Consider the following 14,431-nt stretch of genomic DNA (forward strand, 5'->3'; position numbering starts at 1 on the left):
CCCTTTCGGCGTCAACTTCGTTACCCGTTCGTAACAAAGCTGGGCAATCGAGTTCGTAGGGTCGTTTCTGTGTGGAAACCGATCCGGTTCCCAGCGAATGTGAGTAAGGACATCGATTGCCGATCCACCTGTCCCACCGACCACCCGTCCGCCGCGCTGAGAGGCGCATCCTCGCGGGCCTCGCCGTCCTCGGAGTCGCCGCGACCGCGGCCTTCGCCACCACCGGCGCCAGTGCCGCCCCTCTCGCCGGCAGTGCCTCGCTCGTCGGCGGGCTCTCCGTCGGCCAGAGCTTCGACGACGGCGACTACGTCGTCACCCTCGTCGAGCCCTCCGCGGCCACCTACCAGGGCAGCGATGCCCGTTTCGCCCGCACCGCGCCCGTCGACGGTGCGCAGCTGCAGGCCGCCTCGGCTCCGGTGGAGGACTACTCCGCCCACCTCGAGCAGCGCCAGGAGGACGTCGCCTCCGCGGTCGACGCCGCCATCGGCTACCACTACACCGTCGCCCTCAACGGCTTCTCCGCGACCCTCTCGGGCGAGCAGGCGGGCGAGCTCGCGAGCCGCCGCGACGTCGCGCAGGTCCGCAAGGTCGAGGACCTGAAGGTCGACCGCGCCGCGCAGGCCTCGCCGCTCGCCGCGGCCGCCGCCGGCACCCCGGTGCCCGACACCGGACAGCAGCGCTCCACCGACTTCCTCGGCCTCGAGGGCGAGAACGGCGTCTGGCAGAAGCTGGGCGGCATCGACAAGGCGGGCGAGGGCGTCGTCGTCGGCGTCATCGACTCCGGCATCGCGCCCGAGAACCCCTCCTTCGAGGGCGCGCCCCTGGCGACCTCGCCCGGAGCGGCCCCCTACACGGACGGCACCACCACCTCCTTCGTGAAGTCGGACGGCGGCACCTTCGTCGGGTCCTGCTCGCCGGGGCTCCCCGCCTCCGAGCAGTGGGACGGCGACGAGTGCAACCAGAAGCTCATCGGCGCACGCTGGTTCCTCGCGGACGAGGAGGTCGGCTCGACGGACAACCCCGAGTACCGCTCCCCGCGCGACGCCGACGGACACGGCTCGCACACCGCGAGCACGGCAGCCGGCAACAACGGCGTCGAGGCGAGCGTCGACGGCTACGACTACGGGAAGATCTCCGGAGTCGCCCCGGCCGCCAAGGTCGCCGCGTACAAGGTCTGCTGGAACGGACCCGACGAGGGCACCGACGACGACGACTTCTGCTCCGGAGCGGGCATCCTCGCGGCCATCGACGCCGCGACCAAGGACGGCGTCGACGTCATCAACTTCTCGATCGGCGGCGGCTCGGCCACCTCGACCCTGACCGCGATCGACGAGGCGTTCCTCAACGCCGCCGCCGCGGGCGTCTTCGTCGCGGCCTCGGCCGGCAACTCGGGTGCGGGCGCCTCCACGCTCGACCACGCGTCGCCCTGGTACACCACGGTCGCCGCGTCCTCCATCCCGACCTACACCGCGACCGCCGCTCTCGGCGACGGCCAGAAGTTCGTCGGAGGATCCATCTCGGTCCACGAGGACGTCACCGGACCGCTGGTGAACAGCGCCGACGTCGTCCGCTCGGGCGCCGAGAACCCCGCCATCTGCGAGACCGGCACCCTCGACCCCGACAAGGTGAAGGGCACGATCGTCGCCTGCACCGCGGGCGTCACCGCGCGCGTCTCCAAGTCGGCCGAGGTCGAGCGGGCCGGCGGCATCGGCATGCTGCTGCTCAACCCGACCCCGAATGCCCTGCACGTCGACGACCACTCGGTCCCGAGCATCCAGATCGACTCGCAGGCCTACCAGGCGATCACGACCTACGCCGGTACCGCCGGTGCGACCGTGACCCTCTCCGAGGGCAACTCGTCCGGAGCCTCCATCCCCGTCCCGCAGGTCGCCGGCTTCTCGTCGCGCGGACCCGCTGAGGCGGACGGCGCCGACGTGCTGAAGCCCGACCTCACGGCGCCCGGCGTCGCGATCCTCGCCGACAGCTTCAACGCCGAGGGCGACGACCCCGCCTTCGCGTTCGAGTCCGGCACCTCGATGTCGTCGCCGCACGTGGCGGGCCTCGGCGCGCTGATCCTCGGCGCGACCCCGAAGGCCTCGCCGTCCGCGGTGAAGTCGGCCATGATGACCTCCGCCTACGACAGCGTCGACCAGTCGGGCGCCGCGTCCGAGGACGTCTTCGCCCAGGGCGCCGGACACGTCGACCCGGCCGCGTTCCTCGACCCCGGACTGCTCTACCAGAGCGGCACGGAGGACTGGATCGCGTTCCTCAAGGGTGCGGGCTACGTCTTCACCTCGAACCCGGTGATCGACCCGATCGCCGCGATCGACCCGTCCGACCTCAACCAGGCCTCGATCGCGATCGGCGCCCTCGCGGGCACGCAGACCGTGACCCGCACGGTCACCTCGACCGGCGCGGGCACCTACACCGCCTCGGTCGACGGCCTCGCCGGGATCGACACCGTCGTCTCGCCCTCGACCCTCTCCTTCACGGGTGCGGGCCAGACGGCGGAGTACACGGTCTCCTTCACCACCGGCTCGGCGGCGCTCAACCAGTTCGCCACCGGCTACCTGACCTGGGCGAGCGCGGAGCACGACGTCCGCAGCCCGATCGCGGTGCGCCCCGTCCTGCTGGACGCGCCCTACGAGGTCTCCGGCACCGGCTCGACCGGCACCGGCACGGTGACGGTCACGCCCGGCATCACCGGCGCGCTGCCGCTCACCGCGAGCGGTCTCGCCGAGGGCGTCCTCGCCGAGGACGCCACTGCCGCTGACGGCCACTCGGCGACGCTCCCCACGGGGAAGTCGCTGACGACCACCGTCGTGGTGCCGGAGGGCGCCGAGTTCGCCCGCTTCGATCTCGACTCGCTCGACGACGCGGCCGACCTCGACCTCACCGTCACCAGCGAGAGCACCGACAAGGTCTTCACCTCGGCGACCGGCTCGGCCGACGAGCGCGTCGACATCGCCGACCCCGCTCCGGGCGAGTACACGGTCCAGGCCGATGTCTACTCGACCGCTCCGGGATCCTCGACCGTCACGTTCGACTTCCGCAGCTTCGTCATCACTCCGGAGAACGGTCTCGGCTCGCTGAGCACCGACCCCGCCGTGGTCGACGCCGTGCAGGGCGAGCCGATCGCGTACGCGGTCTCCTGGTCGAACCTGGCGGGCCCGGCCCGCTACCTCGGCCGTGTCGCCTACACCGATTCGGGACTCGCGACGCTCGTGAGCGTCGACGTCACCGAGGCGGTCACCCCCACCCCGACGCCGACCGCGACTCCGGAGCCCACGGGCACCCCGGAGCCGACCGCGACGCCGACGGCCGGCCCCACCGCCGGACCGGGGGAGCCCACCTCCACGCCGACCGCCGGACCGGGCGCGCCCGGCCACGGCGCCGGCGGCCTCCCGTCGACGGGCTTCGACGGCGGTCTCCTCGGAGCCGCCGCCCTCGCCCTCCTCGGTGCAGGTGCTGTGATCACCGGCCTCCGACGCCGCGCCCTGGCGCAGCGTGAGGCGGGCGCCGCGGAGTAGTCCTCCGCGACCGCCGCGAACGGCCGTCCCCCTGCTCCTCCAGGAGCGGCGGGGGCGGCCGTTCGCCGTTCCCGGGCCGGGGAGGCGGAGACGGGGCGGCTCGTGGTGCGTGCCGGGAGCAGGACCGGCCGGGCTGCGTGGGGAACGGCTCGAGAGGGAAGGCGGGAGGGGGTCGGGGGAGAGAGCGGCGATCAGGCGGGGCGGAGCACCTTCGACTGCGGGCCCGGCGGCGCGATCGGCCCTGGATCCCGCTGCGGTAGCGCATCGACGGCGGCGCATCGACGGGAGAGCGCAGTGGCGACAAGCGGCTGCGAGCCTGGACGACGCGTTCGGTTCCGCTCCGGGGCCGCGGCGAGCGCATGGGGACAGTGGTGCCCGCTCGGGGACAGCGGTGCCCGCTCGGGGACAGCGGTGCCCGCTCGGGGACAGCGGTGCCCGCTCGGGGACAGCGGTGCACGGCTCCGGGCGAGCGCCCCTCGGCCTGAGCGGCCGCCGTCAGGATCAGAGGGAGCGGCGTCCCGCGATGACGCCGGAGACGACGGCGAGGACGCCGAAGACGATCGCGACGACCGGCTGGCCGAGGTCCAGCCACGCCAGCGCGGCGGCGCCCATCACGAGCAGCTCGATCAGCGAGCGGCCGTAGACGTCGATCGCGAGGACCGCGCGCGGCGAGAGGAAGAGCGCCCAGATCAGCGCGGCGACCACCGGAGCGCCGATGCCGAGGACGATGTTCCACGGGAGGTCCCACGACGCGAAGCCCCAGAGGGTGAAGGTCGCCAGCGCGACGAGCTCCAGGAGGAACCGGAGGATCGCGTTCGGGCCGATCCTGATGTCGGTGCCCGCGGTGTCCGCTCCTGCTCGATTCACGCCGACCATGCTAGCCGCCGGAGGTCAGCGGAAGATGATGGTGCGGGCCCCGTCGAGGAGCACCCGGTCCTCCGCGAACCACTTGACCGCCTGCGTGAGCGTACGGCTCTCCTCGTCCTGCCCGATCGCCACGAGCTGGGCGACCGAGTGCGAGTGGTCCACGCGCACCACGTTCTGCTCGATGATCGGCCCCTCGTCGAGGTCGCTGGTGACGAAGTGCGCGGTCGCCCCGATCAGCTTGACGCCGCGGGCGTGCGCCTGCTTGTAGGGGTTCGCGCCCTTGAAGCCCGGCAGGAACGAGTGGTGGATGTTGATGGCGCGGCCGGCCAGTCGCGCGCAGAGCTCGGGGGAGAGGATCTGCATGTAGCGCGCCAGGACCACGAGCTCGACGTCGTGCTCCTCGACGACCTCCAGCACGCGCTCCTCGAACCCGCGCTTCGACTCCGGCGAGACCACGGGTCGCGACTCGAAGGGCACGCCGTAGAACTCGGCGAGGTCGCGAAGGCTGCCGTGATTGGACAGGATCATCGGGATGTCCACCGCGAGCTGCCCGGCGCGCTGGCGGAAGAGCAGGTCGTTGACGCAGTGCGCGGCGGTGGAGGCGAGGACGAGGGTGCGCAGCGGCCGGCCGACGACGTCGAGGCGCCAGGTCATCCCGTAGTGCTCCGTGATCGGCAGCAGGGCGGCGGCGAACTCCTCGCGGCTGATGGGCGACTCCACCTGCAGGCGCATGAAGAAGCGGCCGGTGTCGGCGCTCGAGAACTGCTGGCTCTCGGTGATGTTGCCGCGGGCCTGGACGACGGCACCGGACACGGCGTGCACGATGCCCGGCTGGTCGGGGCAGGCGAAGGTCAGGGTCCAGTGGTTTCCCGCGGGCCGGGCGCCGGACCACGCGGCGTCGCTGCCCGTCGGACGGGTGCTCACGGGGGCGGGCCGGGGAGTCGCGGACGCGGCGGGTTCGGGCTGCATCCGCCCAGGATAACGGTGGGGCACGGGGCGGTCCGCGCGCCTCAGCCCGCATCGACGGACACGGCGGCGACGGGTCCCGTCCGCCCGTCCGGGGAGGAGTAGCGGACGCCGATCGTGTGCCTCCCGGGACCGACCTCCAGGGTCGCGGCGAGGACGGGGGCTCCGGGAGCGAGGGACCGCACCTGCTCGCCGTCGACCAGGAGGTCGAGGCCGTCCGCGTCGGGGTCGGCGAGCACGAGCACGCCGACCGCGCCCCCGCTCGACGCGGCCCGGGCGAGGAGCACCGGAGCGCGCAGGTCGACCGTCTCGGGGGCGCTGACTCCTGCGGCGGTGCGCGCCAGCACCGTGGTCGTGCCCGCGGGGAGGGGGAGCGCCGGCGCGGTCCAGGAGCCGTCGGCGTTGGCGGTGGCGGAGCCCACGCGGCGTCCGTCGGAGGCGTCCTCGAGGAGCACCGCGGCGCCGGGCGCGGCGGTGCCCCGGGCATCGGGCAGCAGCCGGCCGTCGGTGTCGAGCGCGAGGGTCGGTGCGGCCGGAGCGGGAGGTGCGGCCGGAGTGGGGGTCGTGACCGGCGCGGGAGTCGAGACCGGAGCGGAGGTGCTCGGCGCCCCTGTAGGGACCGGCGCCGGAGTGCTCGGTGCGTGCGTCGCTGCCGGAGCCGGAGTGTCCGGTGGGGGAGTCACGGTCGGAACAGGAACAGGAACAGGAACAGGAACCGTGACCGGAGTGCTGGGTGCGGGGGTCGGGACCGGAACGGAGGGCAGGCCCGGGCCGTTGCCGATCGGGCCCGGCGCGGAGCTCCCGGTCGTGGTCCCCGGCGGCCCGGAGGGGGCCGGAGCCTCGGTGACGGCAGGGGAGGGCGCCGGTGCGGGGCTGCCGGTCACGGCAGGGCGGGACGGGGCGGGCTCGGCGGCAGGAGTCGGGGAGGCGGTCGCCTCGATCCCTCTCGACGCCGGTGCGCCGACGGGATCGTGGGACGGCTCCTGTTGCGGCGGGCGTCCCGTCCTCCCGGGGGTCGCGCGCGTCGCTCCGGCATCGTCCGACGCGGCCCGTCCGGCCACGGCCGGCACCGTGCTCCTCGGAGCGGCGCCGGAACCCCTGGACCGCCCCGCCGGATCGCCGTCCGCTGCACTCGTCCGGTCCGCGGCCTCCGGGTCCGTCTCCGGTCGGTCGGCGCTCGCCGTCGCTCCTCCGCTCGACGCCGGCGCAGCCGCCTCGGCCGTTGCGCGCTCGTCCACCCGCGCGGAGGCGTCCTCCGCCGCCACGAGCGCGCCGCCCCCGTTCCCGGACAGCAGCACCACCGCGCCGACGACTCCCGCGACCGCGAGTGCCGCCGCAGCGGACGCGGCGACGACTACTCCTGTTCCGCTGCCCGCTCTCGACGCTCGGACCGCTCTCGACGCTCGAACCGCGCTCGACGCCCGGACCGCGCTCGGCAGCGGACCGGAGGCCGCGCCAGAGCCCCCGCCCGCCGCCCAGGCTGCCGCACCGCTCACGCCGGCCGAGAGCGGCAGCAGCACCGACGCGAGGCGGCGCGCAGTGCTCTCGGCCTCCGCCAGCGCCTCCCGGCAGGAGAGGCACCCGTCCAGGTGCCGGTCGATGCGGTGCCTGTCCCGGACGGGGGCTCGTCCTCGCGCGTACGTCCCCGCCCGCTCGAGCACCCACTCGCACTCGCCCGTCGCCGAGGCGTCCGCCACGTGCTCCCGGATCCACGCGGAGCGCAGCCCCTCCCGCGCCCGCACCCCGAGCGCTGCGACCGCGTTGGGCCGCAGGCCCATCAGCGGTGCGGCGGCGGCGGGGGACAGGCCCTCCACCTCCGTGTACCAGAGCACCTCCTGCCAGCGCGGCGGCAGCGCCCGGAACGCGCGCGCGCCCAGGTCGCGCTCGAGGGCGGCGAGGGCGTGCGCCTCGGGATCGGGGCCGGCAGAGGGGAGGGCGCGGTCGGCCTCGTCGAACGGCCGCTCGTGCCGGTCCCGCCGGGCCCAGGATCCCGCGACGTTGCGGACGGTGGTGAAGAAGTAGGGGCGGAAGGCGCCCTCGGGTCCGCCGCCGCGCTCGATCGCCCGCAGGACGCGGAGGAACGCCTCCGAGACCAGGTCGTCGGGGTCGGAGCTGCTCGCCCACGCCCGGGCCACGGTGCGCCCGGCCGAGGAGTGGCGGCGCCAGAGCTCGGAGACCGCGTCGGTGCGGCCCTCCCGGACCAGCGCGACGAGCTCCTCGTCGCTGCGGCCGTCGATGCGCTCGGAGCGGCGTCGAGGACCCACGGCGACGCCCTCCCTCCCGGTCCCGCGCCGGGACCGCCCGAGGGATCGTCGCACGATCGCGCGTGCCCGCCCCCGACTGGCGCGACTCCCGCGCCACCCGGCCCGCTTGCTAGAGTGAGCCCGCCGCGACTGGCGTTCGGATGGGTGACCATCAGGGAGCGGCACCTCCTCCGGGGCAGCGCCCCGGACACTTTTCCCGCCGCACGCCTGGGCTGGAACGGATACCGTAGATCGGGTCGCCCGAACGAGCCGTGTCGCGCTGCAGCGACCTGCCGGGCCCCTTCCGTTTCCCAGCCAAGGAGCGTCCGTGTCCTCTTCCCCCGCCAGCCCCGGCGTCGCCGCCTCGTTCGACCAGCCCGTGTCGGTGGTCGACCCCGAGATCGCCGCCGTGCTCCAGCAGGAGCTCGACCGCCAGCGCGGCTACCTCGAGATGATCGCGAGCGAGAACTTCGTGCCGCGCGCGATCCTCGAGTCGCAGGGCTCCGTCCTGACCAACAAGTACGCCGAGGGCTACCCCGGACGCCGCTACTACGGCGGCTGCGAGTACGTCGACATCGCCGAGCAGCTCGCGATCGACCGCGCCAAGGCCCTCTTCGGCGCCGAGTTCGCCAATGTCCAGCCGCACTCCGGAGCCTCCGCCAACGCCGCGGCGCTCGCCGCGCTCGTGCAGCCCGGAGACACCATCCTCGGCCTCGAGCTCGCGCACGGCGGCCACCTGACCCACGGCATGAAGCTGAACTTCTCGGGCAAGCTCTACAACGCGACCGCGTACGGCGTCGACCCGCAGACCTTCCGCATCGACATGGACGCGGTCCGCGAGAAGGCCCTCGAGGTCCGTCCGCAGGTGCTCATCGCCGGCTGGTCCGCCTACCCCCGTCAGCTCGACTTCGAGGCGTTCCGCGCCATCGCCGACGAGGTCGGCGCGAAGCTCTGGGTCGACATGGCCCACTTCGCAGGCCTCGTGGCGGCGGGGCTGCACCCGTCGCCGGTGCCCTACGCCGACGTCGTGACGACCACCGTCCACAAGACGCTGGCCGGCCCGCGCTCGGGGCTCATCCTCGCGAAGCAGGAGTACGCCAAGAAGCTGAACTCGGCCGTCTTCCCCGGCCAGCAGGGCGGCCCGCTCATGCACGTGATCGCCGCGAAGGCGACCGCGTTCAAGCTCGCCGGCGAGCCCGAGTTCGCCGACCGCCAGGCACGCACCATCCGCGGCGCGCAGATCCTCGCCGAGCGCCTCACGGCGGCCGACTCGAAGGCCGAGGGCATCGACGTCCTGACCGGCGGCACGGACGTCCACCTCGTCCTCGCCGACCTGCGCGACTCGCCGCTGGACGGCAAGCAGGCCGAGGACCGCCTCCACGAGGTCGGCATCACGGTCAACCGCAACGCCGTGCCGTTCGACCCCCGCCCGCCGATGGTCACCTCGGGCCTGCGCATCGGCACGCCGGCGCTCGCGACCCGCGGCTTCGGCGACACGGAGTTCACCGAGGTCGCCGACGTCATCGCCGAGGCGCTCAAGCCCTCGGCCGACCTCGAGGCGCTGCGCGGCCGTGTCGCCCGCCTCACCGACGACTTCCCGCTCTACCCCGGGCTGTAGTCGATCCGCTGCACCACCCGCGCGGCGGAGGCCGGGGCACCGTCCCCCTCCGCCGCGCAACGACCGAGGAGCCCGAGATGACGGCACAGGTACTCGACGGCGTCGCGACGGCGACGGCGGTCAAGACGGAGATCGCGGAGCGGGTCGCCGCTCTGCGCGAGCGGGGCGTCGTGCCCGGGCTCGGAACGCTGCTGGTGGGGGACGATCCCGCCTCCCGCTCGTACGTCGCGGGCAAGCACCGCGACTGCGCGGAGGTCGGGATCGAGTCGATCCGCGTGGACCTCCCCGCGACCGCGTCGGCGGACGACATCCGCGCCGCCATCCGGCAGCTCAACGACTCGGAGGCCGTGACCGGGTACATCATCCAGCTCCCGCTGCCGAAGGGCATCGACGAGAACGCGATGCTCGAGCTCATGGATCCGGACAAGGACGCCGACGGCCTGCACCCCACCAACCTCGGCCGCCTGGTTCTCGGCGTCGAGGGCGAGCTGGACAGCCCGCTGCCCTGCACGCCGAACGGGATCGTCGAGATGCTGCAGCGCCACGGCATCCCGACCTCGGGCCGGCATGTCGTCGTCGTGGGCCGCGGGCTCACCGTCGGCCGTCCGCTCGGGCTCCTGCTCACGCGGAAGGGCCTCGACGCCACCGTGACCCTCACCCACTCCCGCACGGCCGATCTCGCCGCGGAGGTGCGCCGCGCCGACATCGTGGTGGCCGCCGTGGGCGTGCCCGGGCTCATCCGCGCCGACTGGGTGAAGCCCGGCGCCGCCGTGCTCGACGTGGGCATCACGCGGGTCGAGAACCCGGAGACGGGCCGCGCGAAGCTGACCGGCGACGTCGCACCGGAGGCGGCGGAGGTCGCGGGCTGGCTGTCGCCCGTGCCCGGCGGAGTCGGCCCGATGACGCGCGCGATGCTCATCCACAACGTGGTGACGGCGGCCGAGCGCGCCCTGCGCTGACCGGTCCCGCGCCACAGGACCCGCGCCGGACCGCGCTCGGGGGCGACGTCCAGTCGCCTGCCGGTAGCGTGGCCCGGCGCTCTCGCGTCCCCCACCCCGTCGGACACGTCCTCGGAGCGCGCCCCGCCCCACGAGGAGAACCCATGCTCACCGTCACCGCCTACGCCGCCCCCTCCGCGACCGAGCCGCTCGTCCCCACCACCATCGAGCGCCGCGACGTCGGACCGCACGACGTGCTCATCGAGATCGCCTACTCCGGCATCTGCCACTCCGACATCCACACCGTCCGCGGCGACTGGGGACCGGTGGCGTACCCGCTGACCGTCGGCCACGAGATCGTCGGCGTCGTCGCCGAGGTCGGCTCCGAGGTCACCAAGCACTCCGTCGGCGACCGCGTCGGCGTCGGCTGCATGGTGAACTCCTGCCGCGAGTGCGAGAACTGCCTCGCGGGCGAGGAGCAGTACTGCCTGAAGGGCAACACCGGCACCTACGCCTCCGTCGACCGCGACGGCACCATCACCCAGGGCGGCTACTCCACGCACGTCGTCGTCGTCGAGGACTTCGTGCTCCGCGTGCCGGAGTCGATCCCCTACGAGGCCGCCGCTCCGCTGCTGTGCGCGGGCATCACGACCTACTCGCCGCTCTCGCACTGGGAGGCGGGCCCCGGCAAGCGCGTGGCCGTCGTCGGCCTCGGCGGGCTCGGCCACATGGCCGTCAAGTTCGCGCACGCGATGGGCGCCGAGGTCACCGTGCTCTCGCAGACCCTCAGCAAGAAGGAGGACGGCCTCCGCCTGGGCGCCGACCACTACTACGCGACGCGCGACGAGGCGACCTTCACCGATCTCGCGAACACCTTCGACCTGATCGTCAACACGGTCAGCGCGCCCCTCGACCTCGACGCCTACCTGGGGCTCCTGCGCCGCAACGGCACGATGGTGAACGTGGGCGCTCCGGCCGAGGCGCTGCCGCTGCACGTCTTCACGCTCTTCGGCGCCCGTCGCTCCTTCGCGGGCTCGGGCATCGGCGGCATCCGCGAGACCCAGGAGATGCTCGACTTCTGCGCCGAGAAGGGCATCGCGAGCGAGGTCGAGGTCGTCTCGGCGTCGCAGATCAACGAGGCCTACGAGCGCGTCCTCGCCTCGGACGTCCGCTACCGCTTCGTGATCGACGCCTCCACGTTCGAGAAGTGAGGGCGGCCGGGGCGCTAGCCTCGGCGGCATGAGCGAACGGAGCCACCCGGCCGTCGACCGCGTCCTCGCCGACCTCGACCGGCACGGCGTGCACCCGACCGTGCGCTGGCTCGATTCGGCCGCGTCGACGGCGGCACTGGCGGCCGAGGCGCTGGGCGTCGACGTCGGCCAGATCGCCAACTCGCTCGTGTTCCTGATCGACGGTGCGCCGCTGCTGGTCCTGACCAGCGGCGGCCACCGCGTCGACACCGCCTGGCTGGGCGTGCAGCTGGGCGGATCGATCACCCGGGCGCCGGCCGCGGAGGTGAAGTCCGCGACGGGCCAGACGATCGGCGGGATCGCGCCGGTGGGCCATCCCGCGCCGCTGCGCACCGTGGTCGACACGGCCCTCGCCGCCTACGACGTGGTCTGGGCTGCGGCCGGGCACGCGCACACCGTCTACCCGACGAGCTTCGCCGAGCTGGTTCGGGTCACCGGGGGAGAAGGGCGCGCCGTCGTTCCGCCGGATCCGGCGCCGTAGCGGCTGGACGAGGAACGCCCCCTGCGACGCGAGGTCGCAGGGGGCGTCGACGGAAGCAGAGGTCAGAGCACCCGACCCGCGCCGTCGGCGGCCGTGACCAGGAAGAGCTCCGGAGTCGTGAAGCCCTTCTCGGCGAAGGCGGCGAGGACCGCGGCGCGGACCTCCTCCTCCTTCTCCACCGGGGTGAGGGCGATCGCGGAGCCGCCGAAGCCGCCGCCGGTCATCCGGGCGCCGATCGCTCCGGCGCCGCGCGCCGCCTCGACGGCGGTGTCGAGCTCGGGCACCGAGATCTCGAAGTCGTCGCGGAGGGAGACGTGGCCGGCGTCGAGCAGATCGCCGATCGCCCGGGGACCGTGCTCGCGCAGGGTGCGGACGGTCTCGAGCACGCGGACGTCCTCGGTCACGACGTGCTTCACGCGCCGGTAGGTGACGTCGTCGAGGAGCTCCTGGGCGCGCGGCAGGTCGTCGACCGTCAGCTCGCGGAGCGACGGCACGCCGAGGGTCGCGGCGCCGAGCTCGCAGGAGGCGCGCCGCTCGGCGTAGCCGCCGGTGGCGTGCGCGTGCTCGACGCGCGTGTCGACGACGAGCAGGACGAGGCCGGCCTCCTCGAAGCCGAGGGGGACGACCTCGGTGTCGAGGCTGCGGCAGTCCAGGAACACCGCGGCGTCGCGCTTCCCGAAGAGGGAGGCGGACTCGTCCATGATCCCGGTGGGGGCGCCGACCGCGACGTTCTCGGCGCGACGGCCGACGCGGGCCATCGTCGCGCGGTCGAAGCCGAGGTCCCAGAGCTCGTCGAGGGCGACGGCCATCGCGCACATCAGCGCCGCCGAGCTCGAGAGCCCCGCGCCGACCGGCACGTCGGAGTCGACGTACGCGTCGAAGCCCGAGCGGGAGCCCAGGTCGACGCCGTACTCGGTGAGCGCCCAGACCACGCCGAGCGGGTAGGCCGACCAGCCGGTCACGGCGCCGGGGCCGAGCTCGTCGAGAGCGACCTCGACCACCTCGGGGGAGAAGGCGCTGCTGATCCGGATCAGGCGGTCCTCCCTCGGAGCGACGGCCATCGCCGTGGCGCGGTCGATCGCGAAGGGGAAGACGAAGCCGTCGTTGTAGTCGGTGTGCTCGCCGATCAGGTTCACGCGGCCGGGGCCGGCCCAGACGCCCGCGGCGGGGCGGCCGAAGGTGCGCTCGAAGGCGGCGGCCGCGCTCTCGGCGACGGCGGTCAGGGATGCGGGAGCGGCGGTCATCGGTTCTCCTCGGCGATGTCGGCGGCGGTGGTGGCGGGAGTGGCGGCGCCGCCGGGAAGCGAGTCGTCGCTGTGCGCGGCGACCGGCAGCGCCGCGTCGGGGCGCTGTGCGATCCCGGCCTCGAGCACGGCCGCTTCGGCCCGCTCGATCGCCGCGCGCAGGGCCGCGGCGCTCGTCTCGGGGGCGATGTCGCCGATCCAGGCGCCCATCGCGGCCTCGCTCCCCGCGAGGTACTTGAGCTTCGTCTCGGCGCGGCGGGGCGAGGTGATCTGGAGCATCAGGCGCACCTCGTCGCGGCGCTCGTGCACCGGGGCCTGGTGCCAGGCGGCGATGTAGGGCGTCGGGGTGTCGTAGAGGGCGTCGATGCCGCGGAGCAGGCGCTGGTACATCACAGCCAGCTCGTCGCGCTCCTCCGGGGTCGTCGCCGCCAGGTCCGGGACGTGGCGGTGCGGCAGGAGGTGCACCTCGACGGGCCAGCGCGCGGCGAACGGCACGAACGCGGTGAAGTGCTCGCCGCGGAGTAGGACGCGCTCGCCGGCCTGCTCGAAGGCGAGGACGTCGGCGAACATCGACGGCCCGTAGCTGTCGAGCGAGGCGAGCAGGCGGGTCGTGCGCGGCGTGACGTAGGGGTAGGAGTAGATCTGCCCGTGGGGATGGTGCAGCGTGACGCCGATCGCCTCGCCGCGGTTCTCGAACGGGAAGACCTGCTGCACGCCGGGAAGGGCCGAGAGGGCGCCCACGCGGTCGGCCCAGGCCTCGACCACGGTCCGGGCTCGGGAGGCGCTGAGCGTGGCGAACGAGCCCTCGTGCTCGGGGCTGAAGCAGACGACCTCGCAGCGGCCGACGCTGGTCAGCGTCCGGCCGAGCCCGAGAGTGCGCAGGTCCTCCAGGGAGGCGGGCGCGTCCGCGTCCTCGAGGAGCGGGCCGAAGGAGGGGGAGCGGTTCTCGAAGACGGCGACGTCGTAGCGGCTGGGCACCTCCGACGGGTTCGTCGGCGACGCCGGGGCGAGCGGATCGAGCTCGGCCGGCGGCAGGAACACGCGGTTCTGGCGCGACGCGGCGATGGAGACCCACTCGCCGGTCAGCACGTCCTGGCGCATCCGCGCGGTGGCAGGGCGGGGGTCGAGGTGGCGGGCGTCGGCGGCGCGCTCCGGGGGGAGGGTCGTGTCGGCGTCGTCGAAGTAGAGGAGCTCGCGGCCGTCGGCCAGCGTGTGCGGGCGCTTGACGACGCCGGCGGAGAGTGTGATCGCTTCGTTCATGGCAGGAGTCAGACTAGGGCCGCACCTTCGAAAAG

At 73.9% G+C, this 14,431-nt stretch carries 10 protein-coding genes; 5 read left to right on the top strand and 5 right to left on the bottom strand.

The annotated features are described in order from the left end of the window. Positions 1–116: 116 nt before the first annotated feature. Positions 117–3,530, top strand: a complete 3,414-nt coding sequence (locus C5C36_RS06085; protein WP_104263071.1) for a S8 family serine peptidase — start codon at positions 117–119, stop codon at positions 3,528–3,530. Between the two features lie 501 nt (positions 3,531–4,031). On the opposite strand, the gene C5C36_RS06090 is transcribed toward C5C36_RS06085, so the two are convergent. Genes C5C36_RS06090 through C5C36_RS06100 form a run of 3 tightly spaced genes read right to left on the bottom strand, consistent with a single transcriptional unit; the run spans position 4,032 to position 7,627 of the window. Next, positions 4,032–4,397 (bottom strand): YrdB family protein, encoded by a 366-nt coding sequence (locus C5C36_RS06090; RefSeq protein ID WP_258069036.1) that lies wholly within the window; start codon positions 4,395–4,397, stop codon positions 4,032–4,034. A gap of 24 nt (positions 4,398–4,421) precedes the next feature. Next, entirely contained in the window at positions 4,422–5,366 is a 945-nt protein-coding gene (purU, locus tag C5C36_RS06095; RefSeq protein WP_104247704.1) for a formyltetrahydrofolate deformylase, read from the bottom strand. Between the two features lie 41 nt (positions 5,367–5,407). Next, positions 5,408–7,627 (bottom strand): sigma-70 family RNA polymerase sigma factor, encoded by a 2,220-nt coding sequence (locus tag C5C36_RS06100; RefSeq protein ID WP_146085311.1) that lies wholly within the window; start codon positions 7,625–7,627, stop codon positions 5,408–5,410. A 307-nt stretch (positions 7,628–7,934) separates the two neighbouring features. On the opposite strand from C5C36_RS06100, the gene glyA reads away from it, so the two are divergent. The 4 genes from glyA to C5C36_RS06120 all read left to right on the top strand — a co-directional run bounded on the left by glyA (position 7,935) and on the right by C5C36_RS06120 (position 11,893). Next, positions 7,935–9,224 carry a serine hydroxymethyltransferase gene (glyA, locus tag C5C36_RS06105; RefSeq protein WP_104224723.1) on the top strand — a complete coding sequence of 430 codons (1,290 nt, stop codon included), beginning with the start codon at positions 7,935–7,937 and terminating at the stop codon, positions 9,222–9,224. A gap of 77 nt (positions 9,225–9,301) precedes the next feature. Next, entirely contained in the window at positions 9,302–10,183 is an 882-nt protein-coding gene (locus C5C36_RS06110) for a bifunctional methylenetetrahydrofolate dehydrogenase/methenyltetrahydrofolate cyclohydrolase (protein ID WP_104247702.1), read from the top strand. 143 nt (positions 10,184–10,326) lie between these two features. Beyond that, positions 10,327–11,373, top strand: coding sequence for an NAD(P)-dependent alcohol dehydrogenase (locus tag C5C36_RS06115; protein ID WP_104233905.1), 1,047 nt, complete (start codon positions 10,327–10,329; stop codon positions 11,371–11,373). Between the two features lie 28 nt (positions 11,374–11,401). Next, positions 11,402–11,893 carry a YbaK/EbsC family protein gene (locus C5C36_RS06120; protein ID WP_104227277.1) on the top strand — a complete coding sequence of 164 codons (492 nt, stop codon included), beginning with the start codon at positions 11,402–11,404 and terminating at the stop codon, positions 11,891–11,893. A gap of 62 nt (positions 11,894–11,955) precedes the next feature. Here C5C36_RS06120 and galK read toward each other — a convergent pair whose 3' ends face one another. Together galK and galT are read right to left on the bottom strand one after the other, a co-directional pair. Continuing rightward, on the bottom strand, positions 11,956–13,137 hold the full coding sequence (gene galK / locus C5C36_RS06125) for a galactokinase (RefSeq protein WP_104224719.1): 1,182 nt from the start codon (positions 13,135–13,137) through the stop codon (positions 11,956–11,958). Then, a complete protein-coding gene (gene galT, locus C5C36_RS06130) occupies positions 13,134–14,396 on the bottom strand; it encodes a galactose-1-phosphate uridylyltransferase (protein WP_104263068.1) in 1,263 nt (420 codons plus the stop codon). The genes galK and galT overlap by 4 nt, the downstream gene beginning before the upstream one ends. Positions 14,397–14,431 lie beyond the last annotated feature (35 nt).

Source organism: Rathayibacter sp. AY1G1 (assembly GCF_002932095.1).
In the GTDB taxonomy this organism is placed as follows: domain Bacteria; phylum Actinomycetota; class Actinomycetes; order Actinomycetales; family Microbacteriaceae; genus Rathayibacter.